Here is a 22761-nt window from a genome sequence, read left to right on the forward strand (position 1 = left end):
GCAACCGGGCTGCGGCGGCCCTACGCCGCGGGGAGTTTGCCGGGGTTGAGCAGGCCGAGCGGGTCGTTGGCGGCGGCGGCGTCGCGGATGCCGGGCAGCGCCGGGCCGCCCAGCTCCCAGGTGTGCGGGTCGATCACGTGTACGCCCAGGTCGCGTAGCCGGTCGATGCCGTCGTAGAGGGTCGCGGCGTCGCGGAACTCCGACAGCAGCAGGCCCCCGAAGCCGCGCCCGCGCCGCGGGTCCGCGGCGTCCAGATGGGTGCGCAGGCCGTCCAGGTGCAGCATCGCCCCGGGCAGGCAGGCGCGCACCGCGTCCGGATCGCTCACCAGCGGCTCGCCGCCCACCTGGAGGTGGCACAGGTCGGGCCGGGCCTTGCGGGCGCGCAGCGTGACGTGGTTGAAAGCCAGTGTGGACACGTAGCCGACCGCTTCGGCGGACACGGACTCGACCTGCCCGCCGTGCGCGGTGATCGCCTTCGTCACGGTGGGCACGGCGTCGGCGTCCACGACGGCGCGCAGGCTGATCCGGCCCGAGGGCAGCGCCGGGTCGGCCGGATAGGTCTCGATCAGCGTGGCGTCGTCCACCGACACCAGCCGGGGCGGCGGGTCCAGCCGCAGCAGCCCCTGCCCGGCGCTGGTGGCCCCGGCCCACTCCGCGGCGGGGAACGACGCTAGCACCGCCGTGCGCTGCCGGGCGGGCGCGAGCCGCACCGTCGCGGTGGCGATGATCCCGGTGACGCCGTACGCGTGCAGGTACGGCAGGCAGCCGCGCCCGTGCACCCGCAGCGGCGCGTCGCCCGGTGGGCAGGTGACCACGTCCAGGGCCAGCACGAAGCCGTCCCACAGCCAGCCGTGCTCGATCGAGCCGAGGCCGCCCGCGCCGCCGCCGAGGAAACCGCCGATGGTGCTGCCGACGGTGGTCGGCAGCATCGCGATCTCCTGGCCGTGCCGCCGGGCGGCCGCCTCCAGTGCCACGAACGTGGCCCCGGCCTCGGCGTGGATCCAGCCGTTGCCCACCTCCAGCACCCGGTCGGCGCCGGTGAGGTCGATCACCAGGCCGCCGGCCAGCGGCACCGCCTGGGCGTAGTTGCCGGTGCCCCGGCCCCGGGGGACCACGGGCACCCGGTGCGCGTGCGCCAGCCGTACGGCGGTCAGCAGCTCGGCGGTGTCCGCCGGGCGCACCACCACGTCGGCGAAACGCTCCGGGAGCACCGCCGACAGCAGCGGGGACAGGTACGCGCCGTCCCTGGAGGCGGCCAGCCGGGCCGCCTCCAGGGTGCTGACGCGATCGGGGTGCAGGGCGGCCGTGAGGTCGCCGAGGAACGCGGCGAGCGCCGCCGGGCCGGGTGCCCGGCGGCTCGCCGTCGCGGCGATCGCGGCCAGCTCAGGTGCGGGCACGGGTCAGCTCAGCCCGATCGACGGGTCGATGAACTCGTTGGTGATCAGGTCCTGCGGGGTGAGCCCGGCCTTGATCTCCTTGCGCTGGCCGTCGTAGATCGGCGACACGATGGTGATGACCTGCTTGATCCGGTCCACGTCGAAGTCGCCCAGGGTGCCGTTGCTGCCGTTGCCGACGATGTTCAGCTTGAGCTGCTGGTCGACGCTGAACTTGGCCTGCTCCGCGCTGTACGGGAAGCCCTTGTACGCGTCGTTGAGCTTGATGATCAGCTCGTTGGTGGCGGCCGGGCTCTTCACGTAGTCGACCTGCGAGCGCTGGATGATCGGCACGAGCTTCTTCAGGCACGCCGAGTGCTCGGCCTTCTTGTCCGCGCGCACCACGATCGCCTCGGGGTAGATCGGGTAGCCGGTGTCGTGGATGAGCTGGAACTTCACCGGCTTCTTCCACTGCGGCAAGGCGCTCTGGTAGATGAACGGCTCGTTGGTCGCGAAGCCCTGCTGCGCGATCTTCCCCTTGTCGGCGAGGAAGCGGGTGGGGCTGCCGTCGTACGCGCCGTCGACCTGGCTGCGCCGCAGGATGCCCGAGCCGACCAGGTACTCCATGTAGGTCGCGCCGTTGAAGTAGAGCACCTTGGTGTCGGTCTTGCCGATGTCCACGATGGAGTTGAACGTCGGGTTCGACGCCGGGTCCCACATGATCATGTAGGGCGCGATGTCGAACGGCGCGACCACGCCGACCACGGGCTGCTTGGCAGAGAGCCCGATGGCGTCGTCCGTGGCGACCTGGCCCAGCATGATCGTCGGGTCGGCGTACATCTGCGCGCCCGCGTTCTGGAAGCCGATGGCCGGGCCGCCGGCCCGGATCTCGATGTTCACCCCGGTGCTCTGCCCGCCGGACAGCAGCGGGCCGGACACCTTCTTCGCCGCCGCGTCGATCTTGTAGCCCGCGCCGACCAGCTGGTAGAGCGAGCCGTGCTCGGCCTCCGGGGTCCACGCGGCCTGCACGACGATCGTCGTCGGGCACACCGCCGCCAGGTCCAGCGCGCCCGCGCCGGGCGCGGGCTCGGCGACGGGGTCGGGTTCGGACCCGCAGCCCGCGGCCAGCAGGACCGCTGCCAGCACGGCGGCGGCCCCGACCCGGCGCAGCGGCCGGGCCTCGGGGGAAATGGTGCTCATCGTTCTCCTTCGGATGGGTATTCGACGGTTGGTGATTGAGCGAGCTTTGGTGCGCTTAAGTACGCATCGGGATGCCGGCCTGCTGCTGGCTGCGAGTGATGGCAGGGGTTGTCGTACCTGGTGTGTAGCCTGCTGATGTGTCTGATGTGGTTGGTGGCGTGGTGGTGCAGGCGTATCGGTTCGCCCTCGACCCGACCCCGGCCCAGAACCGTGACCTGCATCGTCACGCCGGAGCCGGGCGGTTCGCGTTCAACTGGGCTCTGGCCGCGGTGCGTGCCAACCTCGACCAGCGTGCCGCCGAACGCACCTACGGCCTGGACGGTGAGCAGCTGACGCCCGCGCTGGGCTGGACCCTGCCCTCGCTGCGCCGCGCCTGGAACACGGCCAAGCCGCAGGTCGCACCGTGGTGGGGGCAGTGCTCGAAGGAAGCCTTCAACACCGGCCTCGACGGTTTGGCGCGGGCACTGGGCAACTGGTCGGCGTCCCGGTCTGGCCGCCGTGCTGGTCCCAGAGTGGGGTTCCCGCGGTTCCGGTCCCGGCGGCGGGTGACGCCGTCGGTGCGGTTTACCACCGGCACCATCCGCGTCGAGGACACCCGCCACCATGTGACCCTGCCCAGGCTGGGCCGCATCCGCACCCACGAGTCGACCCGGAAACTGGCCCGCCGTCTGCACGCGGGCACCGCCCGGATCATGTCGGCGACCGTCCGCCACACCGCTGGGCGATGGCACGTGTCGTTCACCGTGCAGGTCACTCGTACCGTGCGCACTCCCGCCCGCCCACACGCCACCGTCGGTGTGGATGTGGGCATCGCGAACCTGGCAGTGCTGTCGACCGGGCAGCTCGTGCCCAACCCCAGCCACCTGACCCGGGCACAGGGGCGGCTGCGCACAGCTGCCCGGACCCTGTCCCGACGCCAGGGCCCCGACCGGCGCACCGGCCAACAGCCCTCCCGGCGCTGGCAGCAGGCCAAGACCCGCCTGGCCCGCGCGCACGCCCGTGTGGCGAACCTGCGCGCCGACGGCCTGCACAAACTCAGCACCACCCTCGCCGTGACCTACGGCACGATCGTGGTCGAGGACCTCAATGTCGCCGGGATGATCCGCAACCGACGCTTGGCCCGGTACATCGCCGACGTAGGGTGGGCCACCCTGCGCCGCCAACTGGAATACAAGACCACCTGGAACGGCAGCCGCCTCGTCGTGGCCGACCGGTGGTTTGCCTCCTCGAAAACCTGTTCTTCCTGCGGCGTCGTGAGACCCAAACTGCGCCTGCGGGTACGGATCTACACCTGCGAGCAATGCGGCCTCAGCTTGGACCGTGATTTGAACGCGGCGATCAACCTGCAGCAGTACGTCGCCCGGAGCGGCCGGGAGACGCAAAACGGCCGTGGAGCCGACCGTGAGACCACCCTCGTGGTGGCAGGTGGCAGTGAAGCGACCACCCTGCGCCACCATCGCGGTGGTTAAGACGGGGACCGTCGGCCGGCAACGGCCGACTGCAAAACGAGTGCTCACAAACGACCACTCATCTGCAGCGGTGATTCGCGAAAGGGACGGTCATCGGCGCACCGCCGGGGCGGGCTCATGCTGTTGCGAGTCGTGCCAGGCGGTGGCGGCACGCGCCACGACGCCGAAGAACCAGAAGACGAGCAGGCCGAAGGCGGAGGCCAGGATGACGGCGGCGAACAGCATCTCGGACTGCAGCCGGCGCGGGTAGACGTAGATCAGCTGGCCCAGCCCGGCCGGGCCCTGCTGGAAGAAGAAGTCGCCCACGATCGCGCCGATCACCGCGGCCCCGGCGGAGATGCGCAGACCGGTCAGGATCGCCGGCAGCGCCGACGGCAACTGCAGCTTCCACAGCCGCGTCCAGCGGTCCGCCTGGTGCAGCGTGAACAGGTCGTGCAGCGCCGGGTCCACCGAGCGCAGGCCGAACAGCGCGTTCGCCGTGATCGGGAACAGCGCGATGAGCACGCAGGTCAGCACCCGGCTGGGGAAGCCGAAGCCGAACCAGAACCCGAACAGCGGCACCAGCGCCAGGATCGGCACGGTCTGCAGCAGCACCGCGTACGGGTAGATCGACCGCTCCAGCCACCGGGCCCGGCTCATCAGCACCGCCAGCACCAGGCCGGTCACCGCGGCGATGCCCAGCCCGGTCACCGCGACCTCGGCCGTCAGCCGCAGCCCGGCCAGCAGCTCGGCCAGGTTCACCGGATCGAGGAAGCCGATCCGGACCACCTCGTGCGGCGGCGGGAGCAGGAAGCGCCGGTCCGCATCGATGAGCACGTAGCTGCCCAGATACCAGGCGGCCAGCACGGCGAGCGCGACGGCGGCGGGCGGCAGCGCGACCCGCAGCCAGTGCGGCAGGGACACCTTGCGGGCCATCAGGCCACCTCCTTGCCGGCGGCGACGGTCCCGGCAGCGGTCTCGGCCGCCGGTTCGGCCGCGGGCTTGCCCTTAGGTCTGGGGGTCGCTTCAGCCCCGGGCTCCGGTTTGGCCGCAGGCTCGGCCTTGGCCACTGGCTCTGCCTTGGCCGCAGGCTCGGCTTTGGTCGCGGGCTCCGCCTTGGCTGGGGGCTTCACCTTGGCCGCAGGCTTCGCAGCTGGTTCGGCGACGGGCCGGGCGGCCGGGGCGGGTGGCTGCTCGCCCCGCAGCAGCGCCGACACGCGCGCGGTCAGCTCGGTGAACGCGGGGGAGAAGCGCACCCGTGGCTCGCGTGGATAGGGCAGCGGCACCGCCACCTCGCCCACCACCCGGCCGGGCCGGTCGGACAGCACCACCACCCGCTGCGACAGGAACACCGCCTCGGCCACGGAGTGGGTGACCAGCAGCCCGGCGAAGCCGTCGGCGACGAACAGCTCCTGGAGCTGCTCGCCCAGCCGCTCCCGGGTGATCTCGTCGACCGACCCGAACGGCTCGTCGAACAGCATCAGCTCCGGGCGGCCGGTGAGGGTGCGGGCCAGCGACACGCGCATCCGCATACCGCCGGACAGGGTGCGCGGCAGCTGCCCGGCCACCTCGGCCAGCCCGACCCGGGCCAGCGACTCGGCGGCCAGCCGCCGCCGCTCCGCCCGGCGCACCCCGCGCAGCTCCCCGGCCAGCTCGACGTTGCCCCGCACGCTGCGCCAGGGCAGCAGCGTCGGGTCCTGGAACACGAAGCCCAGCCGGTCGCAGCTGCGCTCGACCGTGCCGCCGCTCGGCGCGAGCAGCCCCGCGGCCAGGCGCAGCAGCGTGCTCTTGCCGCCCCCGGAGGGGCCCACCACGGCGACGAACTCGCCCGCCGCGACCTGGAGCGACACCCCGTCCAGGGCCAGGGTGCCGTTGCCGTAGCGCACGCCGGCCTCGTGCAGGGTCACCGCCGGTTCGTCAGTGCTCACGCGGTCCGTCCCATCTGTGGTTCGTCGGGGAAGTGCCGGTGCACGGCGGTGCGGGCGACGACGCGGCCCGCATGGACGACCACCCGGTCGGCGGTCGCGGTCGCCAGGGCCTCGCGCACCGATCCGGCGCGAATCGCCAGCAGCTCGGCCGGGGCGCCGGGGGCCACCGCGACCGCCGGCAGGCCCATCGCCTGCCGGGCCTGAGAGCTGACCGCGCCGTACGCCGTGGCGGGGTCGTCGTGCCCGGCGAGCACGAGCAGCGCGGCGGTCTCGAGCGGGTCGCCGCGGCCGAGGATGTTGAAGGGATCCTGCAGGTTGTCGCCGCCCGCGGCCACGGTGACCCCGGCGGCGCGCAGGATGCGCAGCGCGGTCAGCCCCCGCGGCACCGCGTGCTCGTGGTCGCGTCCCTGCAGGTAGAGGTTGGTCTGAGGGAGGCAGGCCACGGTGATGCCGGCCCGCGCCACCCGCTCGGCGAGCTGCGCCGCCCGGTCCGGGGCCATCATGCCGAGGCTGACGCAGTGCCCGGCGAGCACCGGGTGCTCGAAGCCGGTCGCCAGGACCGCGTCGGCCAGCAGCTCCAGCGAGCAGGGCGCGGGGTGCAGCCACTCGTCGACGTGCAGGTCCACGCCGACGCCGTGGGCCTCGGCCAGCTCCAGGCACAGCCGCACGCAGGCGGCCGGGTCGGGGTCGAGCCCGGGGCAGGCGCCGACCGCGTCCGCGCCCGCGGCCAGCGCCTGTTCCAGCAGGTCCCGGTTGCGGGCGCCGGCCGGGCCGGTCAGCGGGGTCGCGGCGAACGCGACGAGCTGCACGTCGCACCGGGCGGCTTCGGCGTCGCGTACCGCCAGCAGGGCTTCCAGGCCGCGCAGGCCGATGTCGTCGCCGAGGTCGGCGTGGGTGCGCAGCGCGGTGGCGCCGTGCGCGAGACAGGCTAGCAGCGCGGCTCGCGCCGCGGCGGTGATGTCGTCCCGGCTCCGGGTGGGCCGGTGGCGCAGCCAGGCGGTTACCGCGCCCATCAGGTCGCCGTCCGGATTGGGCACGTCGGCGGCGGTCAGCGCCTTGTCCAGGTGCGCGTGCACCTCGGCCGGGGCGGGCAGCAGCAACCGCCCGTCCAGGTCCACGACGTGCCCGGCGGCGGGAGACCCTGCGCCGCCGAACGAGCGGTCCGCCGTCCGGGCGGTGCCCGTCGGCCGCGCGGCGGCCGGGGTCACCGCGTCGACCAGGCCGTCGCGCAGCAGCACGTCCACCCGGCGGCCGTCGGCCAGCAGGGCGTCACGCAGCAGGGTCGTCGTGCCGGAGGGCTGCGCCGTCATGGCGCGCGGTCCCGGCGGTGCCACCGGGCCGGGCCGGTGGCCAGTTCCACCGGGTAGACCAGGCGGTAGGACCGGTCCTGCCACTGCTCGACCACGGCGGCGGCCAGCACGTTCTGGCCGTCCGGGCCGAACCGGACGCCGTTCCACGGCACGATCAGCCCCGCCGCGGGCTGCGTGGTCTGCCGCAGCGCGGTCCGGATCGCGGCGGTGTCGTCGCTGGCCGCGACGTCGATCGCGGCGGCCAGCGTGAGCACGGCGGTGAACGCGTCCACCGCGGCCCCGGTCATCGGCCGGCCGAAGCGCTGCCGGTACAGCTCGGCGATCTGCTGGGCGACCGGGCTGCGCCCGGCGAACTCCGCCGACCACGGCACCGCCCGCAGCAGGCCCGGGTCCTGCGCCCCCGGCTGCTTCAGCGCGCGGAAGCCCTCACCCAGGCCGAACAGCGTCACGCCGGCCTCGCCGCGCGCGACCGCGGCGGCGACGGCGGTCGCGGCCGGGACGGTGCGCGCCCAGGCGAACACCACCCGTGCCGGGCCGCCGCCCAGGCTCGCGGCCAGCGCCTCCGCGTCGGGTTTGTCGGAGGGCACCTCCAGCTGACCGGACACGGTCGCCCCGGAGCGCTCGGCAAGCTCGCGCAGCTGCCTGGTGGCCACCGCGCCGTCCTCGCCGGACTCGGTGACCAGCGTCACGGCGTCCTCGCGGGTGTCCGGCGCGCGGCCCAGCAGCGCGAACGCGCTCTCGGCGAGCTGGCTGTCGCTGGGGCCGGTGCGGAAGTACCAGTCGGCGCCGAGTTCGGTGAGGTAGTCGGCGGTGCTGCCCGCGTCGATGAGCGGCACCCGCAGGCGCTGGGCCTGGCTGCTCAGCGCCCCGGTGACCGCCGCGGACTCGGCCGAGACCAGGCCCACCGGGTGGCGGCTGTCGGCGATGCTGGTGATCGCCCCGATCGCGGGCTCCGGCCGGCCGCCCGTGTCCGCGGTGACCAGCGTCAGCGTGGCGCCGCGCAGCCCGGGCAGGCCGGTCCCCGGGCCCAGCGGCACCGGCAGCTCCGGATACGTGTCGTTGACCACCGCCGCGGCCAGCTCGGCGCCGCGCACCGCGTCCGCGCCGGTGTCCGACGACGGCCCGCTGAGCGGCGCGAGCATGCCGACCACCACCGGGCCGGGTGGCGGTTCGGGGGCCGTGCAACCGGTGGCCAGCAGGGCCACCGCGGCCACGGAGCACGCCAGGCGCAGCGGGGTCATGAGTACGCGCTCCGAATCGATGCTGTTGCAAGTCTCGTGGTCCGTGATCGCGGACCCGGGGTATCTTTTCGTGCCGGACTGAGACTTTCAAGCCCTAGCGTCGTATGTATTCGATTCGACGACTTGATACCGCCAGGGCACTTGCTGCAACATTCGTACTACCGGTTAGATGTCCTCGTTAGCGACGACGACGATCCATTATGGACTGTCGCTCCCGGACGGAAGACATGGGTGACCCGGTGACGGCCGTAGACCCTCGTTCCCGGCGTGCCCCCGGTTCCCATCGGCGGCCGTCGGTGCTGCACACCCGGCACTGGCGGGTGCCGACCAAGCTCGTCGCGGTGCTCGCCGTCCCGCTGCTGGGCTTCCTGGCCGTCACCGGCCTCCAGATCAACGAGTCGGTGCGCACCGCGTCGGCCCTGGGCGACTTCTCCGACCAGGTGGCGATGGGCGTCGAGGTCACCGACCTGGTCCACGAGCTGCAGCGGGAACGCGACCACACGGTCGGCATGCTGGCCTCGCTCGCCGCGCCCGGCGCGTCCCCGGGCCGCCGCGACGTCGGCGCGCTGGCACCCGACCGCACCGCCGTCGACCGGGCCGCCGAGCGGCTGCGCGCCGCGGCCCGGCCGCTGCTCGGCGATCCCGCGCTCGCCACGGCGTTCCAGCGGGTGGAGACGCGACTGGCCCAGCTGGCGCAGGTGCGGGCCGGTGTCGCGCAGGGCTGGCTGCGCACCCAGGCCGTCTTCGACATGTACACCGGCACCGTCGCCGACCTGCACGAACTGCTGCCGCGCCCGGTCGACGTCGAGGGCGACACCGAGCTCGGCCGGTTCCTGCGCGGCGTCAGCGACCTGGCCCGTGCCAAAGAGCTGGCCTCCCAGGTGCGCGGCCAGCTCTACCTGATGACGTACGGGGCGCCGTTCGAGCCCGGGACCTTCGGGCAGGTCGCCGACCTGCGCGCGCAGCGGCAGACCGCCGTGCAGCGCTTCCGCACCGAGGCCGCTCCGGAGCAGGTCGCCGAGCTGGACGACACCGTCGCCGGCCAGGCCGTACGCAACGCCGACCGGCTCGAACGCGCCATCGTCGGCGAGAGCACCGAGGAGCACGGCGTCGAGCCCCAGCAGTGGTGGGCGGCCAGCACCACCGAGCTGCAGCTGATGCGCCACCTGGAGCAGCAGCTGCTGCGCACCGCCGTCGAGGCGGTCGACGACGCCAGCGGCGCCCAGTGGCGCACCACCGCGCTGCGCTCGCTCACCACCGCCGGGCTGCTGCTCGCCGCGCTGCTCACCTCCGTGGCCATCGGCCGCAACATGGCCGGCACGCTGCGCTCGCTGCGCGAGCAGGCGCTCATCGTGGCCGACATCCGGCTGCCCCGGGTGATCGCGCAGCTGCGCCGCTCGCCCACCACCGCGCCGCCGCTGCGGGTCGAGCCGATCCGGGTCGACTCCCGCGACGAGGTCGCCGAGGTCGCCGACGCGTTCACCGCCGTGCACCGCAGCGCCGTACGGCTGGCCGCCGAGCAGGCCGTGATGCGGCGCAATGTCAACGAGATCTTCATCAAGCTCGCCCTGCGCAGCCAGAGCCTGGTGGAGCGGCAGCTCAGCCTGCTCGACTCGATGGAGTCGTCCGAGGTGGACCCGGACAAGCTGGCCAGCCTGTTCCGGCTCGACCACCTCGCCGCCCGCCTGCGCCGCAACGACGAGAACCTGCTCGTGCTCGCCGGCGGCGACACCAGCCGGCGCTGGAACGAGCCCAAGGACCTGAACACGATCGTGCTCGCGGCCGCCGCCGAGGTCGAGCACTACGAGCGGGTCCGCCACCAGCTCGACGGCAACGTGTACGTGGTGGGCCACGCGGTCGCCGACGTGGTGAACCTGCTCGCCGAGCTGCTGGAGAACGGCCTGTCCTTCTCGTCGCCGAAGACGCTGGTCCGCCTGCGCGGGCACGCCATGGCCGACGGCTCGGCCGAGCTGACGATCACCGACGAGGGCATCGGCATGTCCGCCCAGACGCTGGCCGAGGCCAACGACCAGGTGTCCGTGCCGGTCAGCATCGACATCTCGGCCGCCGAGCGGATGGGCCTGGTCGTGGTCGGGCACCTGGCGCACCGGCACCGGATCAGCGTCCACCTCGACTCCGGCACCCGGGGCGTCACCGTCAGCGTGAACATCCCCGCCGACCTGATCGTGCCCGCGCCGGCCGAGGCGCCCACCCCGCAGCGCGACGGCGGCGAGGCCGGCACGGTCCCGCCGACGATGCGCCGCATGGTGCCGACGCGTGCTGAGGACGTCCTCACCGCCGACCGGCCCGCGCCGAGCATCTGGTGGTCGCCCGACGCCGTGACTCCGGCTGCCGCGCCGTCGGCTGCCGCAACGCCGGCCCCGGCTGAGCCGTCCCGGACCGGGCTGTCCGTGGCCGGGCTGATCGCCGCCCGGCTCGCCGCGGCAGAGGAGTCCGAGGAGACGGAGGCGGCATCGGACACGGGGGTGCCGGCTGCGGTCGGCTCCGCCGCGGACAAGACTGCCGACCGCTCGGCCGCGGAAAAGGCGACAACGGCCAGATCGACCTCAGAAAAGGCCGCGACGGGCGAGGCCGCGACGGGCGAGGCCGCCACGGACATGGCTGCCAAGGACATGGCTGCCAAGGACAAGGCCGCCACGGACAAGGCCGCCACGGAGAATGCGGCCGCGGGCAAGGCAGCCGCGGACGAGACGGCCGTGGACCAGACGGCCGCGGACAACAAGACGACCGCGGCCCGGCTGGTCGCGGATGAGATAGACACGGATCTGGACACGGACGCGCCCGGCGGGGCGGGGCGGAATGTGTCCGAGGCGGGGACGGTCGCAACGGAGCGGCCGGAGCCGACGGTCACCGCGGCGGGGCTGCCGATCCGCAGGCGGTCGGCGAACCTGCCGGGCCCGGCCGCGACCCGGCCGGCGGCCGAGGCCGACCCGGAGTCGGTGAGCAGCACCCTGACCAAGCTTTACCAGGGGCTGCGGCGGGCCGAGGCCGAGGAGGCCCCGGAAGGGGCGGCACCGGATCCGGCTGGGGAGGGCGACGAGGCCCTTCCCGGGTCCGGCGGCGGGAACGACAAGGTAAGCAAGGTAGGGAGTTAGGACATGGCGATCAGTGCCGCGGCGCGCGACTTCAACTGGCTCATCAGCGGTTTCACCGAGCGGGTGGCGGGCGTGGTGCACTCCGTCGTCGTCTCCTCCGACGGCCTGCTCGTGGCCGTGTCGGACCGGCTGCCCCGCGACAGCGCCGACCAGTTCGCTGCGCTGACGGCGAGCCTGGTCAGCGTGACGAAGACGGCGGCGCACATGTTCGACGGCGACGAGGTGCGCCAGACCGTCGTGGAGCTGGGCCGGGGCTTCCTGCTGGTGATGCCGATCCGCGACGGCTCCAGCATGGCGACGCTGGTGGCCAGCGGCTCGGACGTCGGTGTGGCGGGCTACGAGATGGCCAAGCTGTGCAAGCAGGCGGGCGAGGTGCTCACCCCCGCCGTCCGGGCGGAGCTGCAGCTGTCCCTGCCGCTGGCGGCAGCGGTCGGCTGACCGCCGTAGATCTAGTGCACTTCGTGCTGCTCCGGCGACATGAAGTGCACAAGATCTGGTGATGGCCTGCGCGGGCGAGTCGACGCTGCTGCGTCTGCTCGCCCGCGGTAAGCAGGCGACCGGTGGCGGGTGTCGCCGCCGCTCGGTCAGCGCTGCGGCTCGGGACCGGCGATCTTGTCCAGGGCCAGGCCGATCAGGATCCCGAAGAGGATCGCCAAGGCCGGCACCAGCGAGAACACCAGCCAGAGCGGCAGCTCCGCGAGGCGCAGCGCGTTCTCGGCCAGGACCAGGAAAGCGGTCGCGAACAGCGTCCCGGCGACACCGCCGCGGAAGGTGAACACGCTGATCCCGCCGAGCACCGCGGCCGCCACGGCGATGACGAGCCGATCGCTGTTGGGGAAGGCCCCGCCGAGGCGTCCCACCAGGACGATGCCGCTGAGCGCGGCGAGCACGCTGGAGCCGCCGAACCCGGCCAGCGCGCCGAGCAGCCGGGACGGCCGGAACCCCGGCGCGGCGTCGCCGACGCCGAGCGCGCGCCGCACGCCGGGCACGAGGAACAGGGCACCGCCGGCGAGCGAGCCGAGCACGAACACCGCCAGCCACAGCCAGCCGGCCGCGGCGCCGTCGGGGCCGTCGGGCAGGATCACGCCGCGGGATTCGGCCAGGCCGATGGCGATCGACTGGGCCAGGGCGAGGCCGCCGAGCGAGACGGCCCACGCGGGCGCCGAGGTGAGCCCGGTCAGCGTGCCGAGGAGCAGCCCGAGCACGAGCATGAGCAGGACCGCCGTCGTCCCGGCGAGCACCGGGGGCCAGTCCGACTGGGCCAGCTTGGCGTAGACGACGCCGGCCAGGGCCGCCTGTGCGCCGACGGCGAGGTTCGGCGTGCCGGTGCGCAGGGACAGCGCGAACCCGGCGGCGAGCAGGCCCGTAGCGGCCATGCTCGTCCACAGGCCGGGGCCCAGCGCGCCGGTGTCGGCCTGGACGAGGATGCTGACCAGCGCGACGACGGCGAGCAGGAGCAGCAGCGCCTCCCAGCCGAGATGGGCGAGCAGGCCCGCGGTGCGCCGCCGGGGCGGGGCGGCGTAGGGCGGCGCCGGATCCGTCGTGGTCATGTCTCGCCCTTCGTCGGCAGGGGCACGGGAGCCAGTCCACTATAGACAGCGGCGCTGGCGGCGCACGATGCCCGGAATCGGGACGCCGCAGGCGATCGCGGCTCGTTTCAGCCGCGTGCGGACCCGGCGGGCCAGACGACGGTGACGGGCAGGCCCCGGGCGCGGGCCGCCGTGACGACCGCGCCGGTGCCGCCCCGGTCGGCGGCGGGCCGCCCGTCCCAGACGGCGACGAGCAGCTCGCACGACCCGAGCATGGTCTCGTTCGCGGCCTCGTACGCCGCCGCCCCCGACGATGCGAACGGCAGCACCCGTACGTCGGCGGCCTGCCCGAGCAGCCGGTCGAAGGCGGGGGCGTGCTCGGGCCGCACCTTGCGGGCGCGGTAGTCGGCCGCGGGCAGCACCACCTCCAGCCGCCCGCCGTGGTCGAGCACGGCCTCGGCGAAGAGGGTGTCGGCACCCGCGGCCAGGCAGGACACTCCCACCAGGGAGCCCGCCGGGTGCGCGGCGAGCAGCTCGCGCAGGGCGCGGGCCACCGCCGCCGTGGTCGGGCCGGTCAGGTTGGTATGGCCGGTGACGCCGATCCGGGGCACGTCACACCGCCGACAGGGCTTCGGCGAGCCGGTCCAGCGCGTTCCCGAACGCGGGCAGCGGCAGATGGCCGAACCCGAGCCGGAACACCCGGTCGTCCTCGCCGAACCAGGAACCGGGCGCGACCCGGGTGTCCCGCTCGGCGAGCGCGGCGTAGAAGCGGCGTACCGCCCGGTCGTCGTAGCGGTCGTCGCGCAGCCGCAGGCAGCAGAGCGCGCCGCCGTCGGGGCGGACGAACCCGACGCTGTCGCGGTGCGCATCCGCCCACGCGGTCAGCGTCTCCAGCGCGGCCGCGAGCATGGTCCGGCGGGGCTCCAGGATCTCCTCCTGCCGCCGCAGCACCTCGATCGCGAGCAGCTCGTCCACCCCGGACCCGGCGATCTGCGTGTTGAACCTGGCCCGCCGCAGCGCCTCGTACAGCTGCGGATCGGTGGCGGTGAGCCAGCCCACGCGGATGCCGGGCGCACCGTGCGACTTCGACAGCGAGGAGCAGGTCACCACCCGCGGGGACAGGCGGCCCAGGGACGGCGGCGGCGCGATGTCGCCGTAGGCGGTCTGCCGGTACGTCTCGTCAAGCAGCAGCACCGCGCGGGGCGCCGTCGCGGCCATCCGGTCCAGCAGGCGGCGCAGGTCCGGCTCGGCGAAGGCCACCCCGGACGGGTTCTGCGGCGAGGCCAGCGACACCAGCCGGGTGGCCGGGGTGAGCGCGGCGGCCACCGCGTCGACGTCGAGCCGGTATCCCGCGCCGAAGCGCAGCGGGACGGCGGTGACCCGGCAGTCCAAGGCGTCGAGCACGGAGCGCGCGGGCGGGAAGCAGGGCGTCGTGACGACCGCCTCGTCCCCCGCCCGGCATACGGTCAGCGCGAGCAGGAACATGGCGGTGATGCCGCCCGCGGTGACCAGGACCTCGCCGGGCGCGACGCCGGTCTCGGCGGCGATGAGCGCGCGCAGCTCCGGGTCGCCCTGGCTGGTGCCGTAGCCGACCTCCAGGGTGTGCAGGCGGGTCAGCACGTCCGGGCCCAGCAGCTCACCGAGGCGCAGCGGCGGGCAGGTGCTCTCCGCCAGGTCGTAGCGGACCGGCCGGTCCACCAGGTCCGACATCGACGCGGGCGGGAACCGCCCGGGCCGGTCGCCGTCGTGCAGGTCCTGGTATGCGGTCAGGGAGACGTCCACCCCTCGATCCTGCCCTTCGCGCCTCCGGCCCGCACAGCGCCAAAACACATCGGGTGGCCCTTTTCTCCCACCCGTCCGGAGCCCCTACGGCGGGGACAGCGCGCCGCCGTACGGGATGGGATGGTGTCTTTCATGGACCTCGCCGCCTGGTACGCCGACTTCGCCGAGCGGGAGGCGCGGAACTCGTCGCCCGTGTACGAACGCCTCGGGCTGAGCGCGCCTCAGCCGGCGGCGGACCGGACCTGGTTGCGGCCGTCTCGTTTGGCGCGGTACAGCTCCATGTCGGCGCGTTCCAGCAGCTCCTCCGGGTCGCGCCGCCCGCTGGGCGTGGTCGACGCGACGCCGATGCTCACCGTCACGATGCCCGCGCAGGCCAGCACGTGCGGCTCGGCGAGCGCGGCGACGGCCTCGCGCAGCCGCTCGGCCGTCCGGGTGGCGGAGGCGACGTCCAGGCCCGGCATGACCACGGCGAACTCCTCGCCGCCGTAGCGGGCGACCAGGTCGCCCGTGCGCAGGTTGCGGGTCAGCTCGGCGGCCACCCGCTGCAGGCAGTCGTCGCCGGTGGGGTGGCCGTAGTGGTCGTTGTAGAGCTTGAAGTGGTCGATGTCGACCATCGCCAGCGCGATCGGGCGGCCGGTGCGCCGGGCCCGCGTCCACTCCTCCCGCAGCATCTCCTCCAGCCGGCGCCGGTTGGCCAGGCCGGTCAGCGCGTCGGTGGTGCTGAGCAGCTCCAGCCGCCGGTTGGCGGCGGTCAGCTCCTCGGTGCGCTGGGCCACCTTGCGCTCCAGGGAGGCGTACACGGTGGCGTTGTCCAGCGACACCGCGAGCTGCCCGGCGATGAGCATCACCGCGTCGAGGCGCTCGGTCGAGAACGCCTCGCGGATCAGGTGGTTCTCCAGCACCAGCAGCGCCTGCCACTCGCCCCGGTGCAGGATCGGCACCACCAGCAGCGAGCAGCAGTCCAGCTCGGCGAAGTACGGGTCGCGGGCGAACCGGTCGTCGCGGGTGGCGTCGCCGACCACCAGCGGCTCGCGGGTGCGCTCGACGTAGCGGATGGCCGCGGCGGGCACCGCGGGCCGCCCGTCCGGCTGCGGCTCGTGCGGCACCGACCAGCGCTGCTGGTCGTCGTCCCAGAGCAGCAGGTGCACGGCGGTGGCGCCGGTCATGTCGCTGAGCACCTCGACGACCCGGCCGCGTACGCCGTCGAACGTGGTCTGCGAGCTGAGCGCCTGCGACGCGGCGAGGATGGCCAGCAGGTCGATGGTGCTGGTGAGGATCGGGGCCGGGGCGCTGTCGGCGGGCGCCTCCGGCCCGGCGGCGCGCAGGGCGGTCAGCGCCGCGCGGGCCGGGTGCACGCGGTCGAGCTGGTCGACCTTCGCGGTGGCGCCCCAGGCGTGGTAGGCGTGCCGCGCGGCGGCCAGCACGTTGTGCCCGGCGGCCTGCATGTCGTGCGCGAGGTAGAACCGGGCGGCCCGTTCCAGCAGCAGCGCGCGGTGCCAAGGCCGGTGCCGGACGGCCGCCTCGCGCTGCGCGGCGTCGTAGGCCTGCGCGGCGGCCTGGAAGTCACCGCCGGCCCAGGCCCGTTCGGCCTGCACCAGCAGCAGCAGGTGCGCGAAGTTGTACGGCGCGTCCGCGGCCCGTGCCGCCAGCCAGCCGACCTCGGCGTCCAGCTCGGACAGGTGCGGGCCGCGCTCGGCCGCGGGCAGGGCGCGGGCCTGCTCGGCCAGGTCGAGCCCGCGCAGCAGGTGGGTCAGCGCCACCGGGTAGGTCGCCGGGTTGACCGGCAGCATCTCGGCCGCCGTGGTGACATGGCGGTGCAGGGTGGGCATGTCGTCGAGCAGCGCGGCGGTCAGGGCCCGGGTGATGTGCACGTTGAACACCGCGACCGGGTTGGCCGACAGCCCGTCGGGCAGCGCGTCGGCGTCGTCCACGGGCTCGCCGCGCAGCATCGCGGCCAGCCGCCGGTAGGGCTGGTAGACGTGGGTCGACTGCTCGTTGCCGGTGCGCAGGGCGAAGGCCAGCCCCGCGTCGACCTCGGTCAGGTAGCTGTCCAGGGTGGGGGCGTAGTCGAGCATCTCGTACACGGTGACGTAGTAGGTATGGCAGGCCTTCTGCAGGTCGCCGCCGTGCAGCAGGCCCTCGCGAGCGAGCTGCGCCTGGCGCACGTCGTCCTCCAGCGGCTCCCACCAGTGGGCGGTGCTGAGCGCGTACAGGAAGCGGGCCTGGGAGGTGTCGGGCTCGTAGCCGCGCGCCTCGCCGACCGTCAGGAAGCGCAGCATGGCCCGGTAGCCGGTGCGGAAGTCCTGCCGCCGTCCGACGGTGACGAAGGTGATGTGGGCGACCGGCCCGACCAGGGTCGGGATCGGACCATGAGTGATCCACATCCGCAGCGCCTGCAGGGTGAGCCAGGCCAGCACGGCTTGGTTGCTGAAGAAGGCCGGAGCCATCATCCGGTTCAGCAGGGCCGCGGTGGCCAGCAGGTCGGGGTCGGTGATCTCCGGCCGGGCCAGGTCGGCGCCGACGTCGCCCGCGTCGAGCCAGCGGGCCAGCAGGGCCAGCCCCTCGTCGATCTCGGCGTCGATCCGCTCCGGCGCGGGCGCGGGGAAGCCGAGGTGGCCGAGCATGCCGAGGCCGAGGGCGACCGCCTCGGCGGGCCTGCCCTGGTTGGTCAGCCCGTTGACCTGCGCGAGCGTCGCCTCGGCACGGTCGGCCGGGCGCTCGCACAGCCCCTCCAGGGTGCGGTAGACCTCATCGGCCTCGTCGAGCCGGCCGAGACTGTACAGCGAGCTGTGGCGCATCGTCAGCAGCCGGCACCGGGCCGCCGTGTCGGCGGGGTCGGCGAACTCGACGGCCACCGCGAGGTAGCGCTCGGCGCTGGCGTGGTTGCTGACCACCAGCGCCTGGTCGGCGGCGTGGGCGAGCAGGCCGCTGACGCGCCGCCGCTCCGCCGGGTCGCGGACCAGCCCCGCGACCGCGTAGTACTGGTGCGCCGCGACCTCCGCCAGGTCGGGGTGCACGGCCAGCCGCCGGGCCAGCCCGAGCTGCAGCGCGGCCTTAGCGGTGGGCACCATCCGGTCCAGGATCGCCTGGTGTATGCGGTCGTGCCGGAAGCGCACCGCCTCCCCGCCCTCGCCGGACTCCAGCACGAGCAGCCCGTCGTCCAGGGCGGGCACCAGCCGTTCCTCGATCTCGCCGGCCGGGCGCCCGGCGGCCACCTGGAGCAGCTCCAGGCCCGCCCGCCCGCCCAGGCACGCCATGATCTCCACCAGCAGCCGGGTGTCGGTCGGCAGGGCGCGCAGGCGCGTGGTCCACATGTCCGCGATGTCGGCCTGGCGCAGGTGGCGCGACAGCTCGGCCGATTCCCAGTCCCAGCCGTCGGGGCCGAGGGTGAGCACCCGGTCCCGGCGCAGCGAGTTGATCAGCTCGACGGTGTCGTACGGGTTGCCGTGGGTGCGCTGGGCCACGGGCTCGGCCAGCTCCGCGGCGTCCGCCGGGTCCAGTTGCAGCAGGTCGCCGACCAGCTCGGTGGTGCTCTCGGCGGGCAGGTTGCCCAGCCGCAGCCGCTCCGGGTCCACCCCCTGCTGCCGCCACCGCGTGATCATCGCGGTGAGCGGGTGCGTCGCGTCGACCTCGTCGTCCCGATACGCCATGACCAGCAGCAGTCCCTCGGGGGGCCCTTCGGACACGAGCATGTCGAGGAAGCCGAGCGGGGTGCGCGACGCCCACTGCAGGTCGTCGATGAACATGACGATCGGCCGCTTCGGCGAGGCCACCGCGGCGAGCACGTCCACCCCGATGCGCTGCATCCGGGCCTGTGCGAAGAGGCTGTCGCCGATCGACGCGTCCGGCGCCACGCCCATCAGCACCCCGAATTCCGGCTGCACCGCGGCCAGCAGCCCGGCGTTGCGGCCGAGCGCGTGCAGCAGCCGGGCGCGGACCTCGGCCACCTCGTCCTCCGGCTCGGCCAGCAGCAGCCGCCCCACCGCGCGGATGGCCTGCCGGGCGCCGTCGAACTCCAGGTCGCGCCGATGCTGGTCGTACTTGCCGGACACGAACCAGCCGCCGCTGCTCGACGCGATCGGGCGCAGCTCGTCGATCAGCGACGTCTTGCCCACCCCGGCCGGGCCGCTGATCAGCACGCCGTGGCTGAGGCCGGTCATCGCGTCGGCGAACGCCGCGTCCAGCGCGCTGATCTCGGCGTCGCGCCCGACGATGCGGGAGCGGGGGAGCAGCCGCATCGGCACGTCGTTGGCGCCCACGCGCAGCGTGACCCGCGTGCCCGGGGCGGCGTCGCGCAGCAGGCCGAGGTCGTACGCGAGCCCGTCGGCGGTCTGGTAGCGCTTGTCGGGCTCCTTCTCCAGCAGGTGCATGATCACGTCGGAGAGGGCCTGCGGCACGTCCGGGTTGACCTCGGCGGGCGGCTCCGGCATCCGGGCGAGGTGGGCGTGCGACAGCCGCAGCGGGTCGCCGGTGCCGAACGGCGGCTCGCCCGTGGCCAGCTCGTACAGGGTGGCGCCGAGCGCGTACAGGTCGGCGCGCTGGTCGACGGGGCGCCCGGTGCGGCCGGTCTGCTCCGGCGCGAGGTAGGGCAGCGTGCCCACGATCTCGTTGTGGTGCACGAACTCCGGCCGGATCTCGGCGAACGTGGTGGCCAGCTCGAAGTCGACCAGGCACACCCGGCCGCGGGCGGTCTGCACCGCGTTGGCCGGGCAGACGTCGCGGTGTATCACGTGCCGGGCGTGTATACCCGCCAGCGCCCGAGCCAGGTCGAAACCGATCGCGACGACGTCCGGCAGGGGCAGCGGCATCGGCCGGCGGTCCAGTGTGACGTCGCCGATGTCCTCCATGACCACCGCGCCGGACACGGCCGGCCCCGAGGCGAGCTGCACCACGCCTTCGGCACCGCGGAGCCGGCGCAGGATGGCCGTCTCGTGCCGGGCCCGCCGGACCGCGTCGGCGCCCAGCGGCTCCTTCAGCACCACCGTCCGGCCGTCCGGGAGGAACAGCCGGGTCACCCGATATCGCTGTCTGGTGGTCAGCAGCTCACGCCGGGTGCCCGCGGGCAGTGGGTCTCCTGCGGGACTGCCGCCGCTCGTGCCCATCGTCCGCCCCGGAATCCGTCAAGGCCGCCGCCCGTCGATACGAAGATGAAAAGTGTTCGGCACCCAGAATAACCCTTTTGTCGGTATCCCGAAGGCGCAGCGCGGCGGGTCAGCGGACGGCGCTGGCGGCGGGCTCGCCCGCGGCGGCGGCCAGCGTGGTGCGCAGGTGCCAGAGCACCTCGGCGGCGACGTCCTGGTAGGCCGTGAGATCCCGCTCGGCGCGGGCGAGCAGCAGCGCGCCCTCCGCGGCGGCGATCACCAGCGCACCCAGCGCCCGCGCCGTGCCGGGCGCGCAGCCCTCGGCCTGGAACGCGTGCTCCAGCACGCCGCGCCAGTCGGCGAAGGCCGCGGCGACCACCGCGTGCAGCGGCTCGTCCGGACCCACGTCCAGGGCCACCCCGGCGATCGGGCAGCCGCCCTTGAAGTCCGTCTTGCGCAGCCAGCTCGCCATCGCGGCGAAGTAGCCGGCGACGGCGTCCAGCGCCCGGCCGCCCGGCGCGTCGCCGCCGACCTGGACCCGGTTGCGCCCGGCGTACCAGCGCAGCGCCTCGGCCGCGAGCTGCTCCTTGCCGCCGGGGAAGTGATGGTAGATGGAGCCGCGCGGCGCCCCGGACCGGGCGATGACGTCCTGGAAGGACGTCGCGGCGTAGCCGCGCTCGGCCAGCAGCAGCGCGGCGGTGCGCACCATCTTGTCCCGCGTATCGGTCGTCATGCCCGTCCCCTTGACTATGACGGCCATCATAGCGCACCCTTTGATTATGATGCTCGACATAGAACGGCAGCTCAGCTCGGGAGCCACTGCGGTCGAGATCGTCTTTCGCGGGGCGGACGAGACCGACCTGGCCCAGGTGCTGGACCTGCACGCGCGCTGCTCGCCGGAGAGCCTGCGCCGCCGCTACACCTCCGGCGCCGGTGCGCCGTCCCCGGCCCGGATCGCCCGCACGCTGGCGCCGGAGGCCGGGCACACGCTGCTCGCCACCGTGGTGGGCGGCGCCGACGACGGCCGGGCGGTGGCCATGGGTCAGCTGTTCCACACCGGCGACGGCTGCGGGGAGATCGCGTTCCTGGTGGCCGACGCCTGGCAGCGGTGCGGCCTCGGCACCGAGCTCGCCCGCCGGCTGACCGTGCTGGCTCCCGCGCTCGGGCACGGCGGGGTGGTCGCGCACGTGCTGTCGCTCAACCAGCCCGCCCTGCGCATGCTGCGCCGCCTCGCCGCCGACGGCGCCCTCGACCCGTCGTGGGAGTACGACGGCCCCCTGGTCACCATGCGTTCCGCGGTCGGCGCGCCACGCGGGTGACCTCCTGAGCGAAGGGGCGGTGTCCGGTCCGGCCGGACACCGCCCCTTCATCATTCGGCGACCGTCCCGGCAAGGGCCTTCGATGATCGGAAACGCATTTCCCGAATGGCGGATCGCCGGCGGATTTCGGTTGATCTAGGTCAACCGGTTCAGTCCAGCCCAATGCGTGTGCCTTGATTTCCGTCCTGACCTGCGTGGAAAATAAAGACGACCTTGGAGAGAGCGCTCCCCGGAATACCTGCTATAAAGGATGTCATGACGAGCACTCGACCCCATGACGGCCAGCGGTCCCCGACGCTGGAACAGGTCGCGGAATGGGCAGGGGTGTCCCGGTCGACCGTCTCGCGCGTCATCAACGGGGTCTCCACCGTCGATCCCGAGCTGCGTGAACTGGTTCAGCGCGCCATCGACGCCACGGGCTACGTGCCCAACCTCGCCGCGCGTTCCCTGGTCACCCGGCGCACCGACTCCGTGGCGCTGGTCGTGTCCGAGCCGGACGACCGCAACGAGTCCGACGAGCCCTTCCTGAACCGGATCTTCACCGACCCGTTCCTCGGCCGCATCACCGCCGGGGCGCTGGAGGTGCTGCGCCCCGAGGGCATCCACCTGGTGATCATGCCCGCCGAGTCCCCGGCCCACCACCACGTGCTGCGCTACCTGCGGCAGGGCCACGTCGACGGGGTCCTGCTCATCTCCAGCAGCGCCGCCGACCCGCTCCCGCAGATGCTCTGCGACCTGGGCATCCCGGCTGTGCTGTCGGCCCGCCCCGCCAAACCCCTGCCGATGAGCTACGTCGACGTCGAGCAGCAGGTCGGCGCCAAGCTCGCCGCCGAGCACCTGCTCGCCGTCGGCCGCCACCACCTGGCCACCATCTCGGGCCCGCTGGACATGCCGTCCAGCCAGGACCGGCTGGCCGGTTTCCGGGCGGCGCTCGCCGTGCACGGGCACGCGTACGTGCCGTCGGCCGCGGGCAACTTCACCCGCGCCAGCGGCGAGAACGCCGCCCGTGAGCTGTTCGCCGCACACCCCGAGATCGACGCCCTGTTCGTCGCGAACGACCTGATGGCCGAGGGCGCCCTCCAGGCCCTGCGCGACCTCGGCAAGAAGGTGCCCGACGACGTCGCGGTGGTCGGCTTCGACGACAGCATCGCCGCCCTCCAGTGCCGCCCCCAGCTCACCACGATCCACCAGCCCCTGGAGGAGATGGCCGCCGAAATGGCCCGCCTCCTGCTGGCCCGCATCGGCAAATCCGACGCCAAGCCCCGCTCCGTGATCTTCCACCCCCGCCTGATCCGCCGCCAATCCACCTAACCCACCCCACCCCACCCCCTCCCCGCCACCCTCTCCCGCGGTCTGCCGCGCCACCCTCTGCCGCGCCCGCGGTCTGCCGCGCCACCCTCTGCCGCGCCCGCGGTCTGCCGCGCCACCCTCTGC

16 protein-coding genes are annotated in these 22761 nt (G+C 73.9%); 5 read left to right on the plus strand and 11 right to left on the minus strand.

Going from position 1 to position 22761, the window contains the following annotated elements:
- Nucleotides 1-20: 20 nt before the first annotated feature.
- Together Cba03nite_RS36570 and Cba03nite_RS36575 are read right to left on the minus strand one after the other, a co-directional pair.
- Nucleotides 21-1397: an FAD-binding oxidoreductase gene (locus Cba03nite_RS36570; protein WP_203756671.1), complete on the minus strand. Its 1377-nt coding sequence runs from the start codon at nucleotides 1395-1397 to the stop codon at nucleotides 21-23.
- A 3-nt stretch (nucleotides 1398-1400) separates the two neighbouring features.
- Entirely contained in the window at nucleotides 1401-2573 is a 1173-nt protein-coding gene (locus Cba03nite_RS36575; protein ID WP_203756673.1) for a substrate-binding domain-containing protein, read from the minus strand.
- A gap of 158 nt (nucleotides 2574-2731) precedes the next feature.
- Here Cba03nite_RS36575 and tnpB point away from each other — a divergent pair, with 158 nt between their 5' ends.
- On the plus strand, nucleotides 2732-4042 hold the full coding sequence (gene tnpB, locus Cba03nite_RS36580; RefSeq protein WP_203756675.1) for an IS607 family element RNA-guided endonuclease TnpB: 1311 nt from the start codon (nucleotides 2732-2734) through the stop codon (nucleotides 4040-4042).
- Between the two features lie 90 nt (nucleotides 4043-4132).
- Here the strand turns inward: tnpB and Cba03nite_RS36585 are convergent, their stop codons facing one another.
- The 4 genes from Cba03nite_RS36585 to Cba03nite_RS36595 are packed head-to-tail and all read right to left on the minus strand — an operon-like array spanning nucleotide 4133 to nucleotide 8500.
- Complete coding sequence (locus Cba03nite_RS36585; RefSeq protein WP_203756677.1) at nucleotides 4133-4957, minus strand: ABC transporter permease; 825 nt, start codon at nucleotides 4955-4957, stop codon at nucleotides 4133-4135.
- The gene (locus tag Cba03nite_RS36590) at nucleotides 4957-5949 is read right to left on the minus strand and encodes an ABC transporter ATP-binding protein (protein ID WP_239126286.1); all 993 of its coding nucleotides are present in this window, start codon (nucleotides 5947-5949) and stop codon (nucleotides 4957-4959) included. Before Cba03nite_RS36590 ends, Cba03nite_RS36585 begins: the two co-directional genes overlap by 1 nt.
- The gene (locus Cba03nite_RS40165; protein WP_239126287.1) at nucleotides 5946-7259 is read right to left on the minus strand and encodes an amidohydrolase family protein; all 1314 of its coding nucleotides are present in this window, start codon (nucleotides 7257-7259) and stop codon (nucleotides 5946-5948) included. Before Cba03nite_RS40165 ends, Cba03nite_RS36590 begins: the two co-directional genes overlap by 4 nt.
- Complete coding sequence (locus Cba03nite_RS36595) at nucleotides 7256-8500, minus strand: ABC transporter substrate-binding protein (protein WP_203756678.1); 1245 nt, start codon at nucleotides 8498-8500, stop codon at nucleotides 7256-7258. Before Cba03nite_RS36595 ends, Cba03nite_RS40165 begins: the two co-directional genes overlap by 4 nt.
- Before the next feature lie 239 nt (nucleotides 8501-8739).
- Here Cba03nite_RS36595 and Cba03nite_RS36600 point away from each other — a divergent pair, with 239 nt between their 5' ends.
- Entirely contained in the window at nucleotides 8740-11616 is a 2877-nt protein-coding gene (locus Cba03nite_RS36600; RefSeq protein ID WP_203756679.1) for a sensor histidine kinase, read from the plus strand.
- 3 nt (nucleotides 11617-11619) lie between these two features.
- Nucleotides 11620-12054 carry a roadblock/LC7 domain-containing protein gene (locus Cba03nite_RS36605; protein WP_244871201.1) on the plus strand — a complete coding sequence of 145 codons (435 nt, stop codon included), beginning with the start codon at nucleotides 11620-11622 and terminating at the stop codon, nucleotides 12052-12054.
- A gap of 146 nt (nucleotides 12055-12200) precedes the next feature.
- On the opposite strand, the gene Cba03nite_RS36610 is transcribed toward Cba03nite_RS36605, so the two are convergent.
- The 5 genes from Cba03nite_RS36610 to Cba03nite_RS36630 form a co-directional block, all read right to left on the minus strand.
- Nucleotides 12201-13166 carry an ABC transporter permease gene (locus Cba03nite_RS36610; protein ID WP_203756680.1) on the minus strand — a complete coding sequence of 322 codons (966 nt, stop codon included), beginning with the start codon at nucleotides 13164-13166 and terminating at the stop codon, nucleotides 12201-12203.
- A gap of 107 nt (nucleotides 13167-13273) precedes the next feature.
- The gene (locus tag Cba03nite_RS36615) at nucleotides 13274-13756 is read right to left on the minus strand and encodes a hypothetical protein (RefSeq protein ID WP_203756682.1); all 483 of its coding nucleotides are present in this window, start codon (nucleotides 13754-13756) and stop codon (nucleotides 13274-13276) included.
- A gap of 1 nt (nucleotide 13757) precedes the next feature.
- Nucleotides 13758-14927 (minus strand): pyridoxal phosphate-dependent aminotransferase, encoded by a 1170-nt coding sequence (locus Cba03nite_RS36620; RefSeq protein WP_239126288.1) that lies wholly within the window; start codon nucleotides 14925-14927, stop codon nucleotides 13758-13760.
- Between the two features lie 221 nt (nucleotides 14928-15148).
- On the minus strand, nucleotides 15149-20029 hold the full coding sequence (locus tag Cba03nite_RS36625; RefSeq protein ID WP_203756683.1) for a diguanylate cyclase: 4881 nt from the start codon (nucleotides 20027-20029) through the stop codon (nucleotides 15149-15151).
- A 109-nt stretch (nucleotides 20030-20138) separates the two neighbouring features.
- Nucleotides 20139-20741 carry a TetR/AcrR family transcriptional regulator gene (locus tag Cba03nite_RS36630; protein ID WP_203756684.1) on the minus strand — a complete coding sequence of 201 codons (603 nt, stop codon included), beginning with the start codon at nucleotides 20739-20741 and terminating at the stop codon, nucleotides 20139-20141.
- Between the two features lie 46 nt (nucleotides 20742-20787).
- Here Cba03nite_RS36630 and Cba03nite_RS36635 point away from each other — a divergent pair, with 46 nt between their 5' ends.
- On the plus strand, nucleotides 20788-21327 hold the full coding sequence (locus tag Cba03nite_RS36635) for a GNAT family N-acetyltransferase (RefSeq protein ID WP_203756686.1): 540 nt from the start codon (nucleotides 20788-20790) through the stop codon (nucleotides 21325-21327).
- A 255-nt stretch (nucleotides 21328-21582) separates the two neighbouring features.
- Complete coding sequence (locus tag Cba03nite_RS36640) at nucleotides 21583-22638, plus strand: LacI family DNA-binding transcriptional regulator (RefSeq protein WP_203756687.1); 1056 nt, start codon at nucleotides 21583-21585, stop codon at nucleotides 22636-22638.
- Nucleotides 22639-22761 lie beyond the last annotated feature (123 nt).

Source organism: Catellatospora bangladeshensis, from assembly GCF_016862575.1.
Lineage (GTDB): Bacteria > Actinomycetota > Actinomycetes > Mycobacteriales > Micromonosporaceae > Catellatospora > Catellatospora bangladeshensis.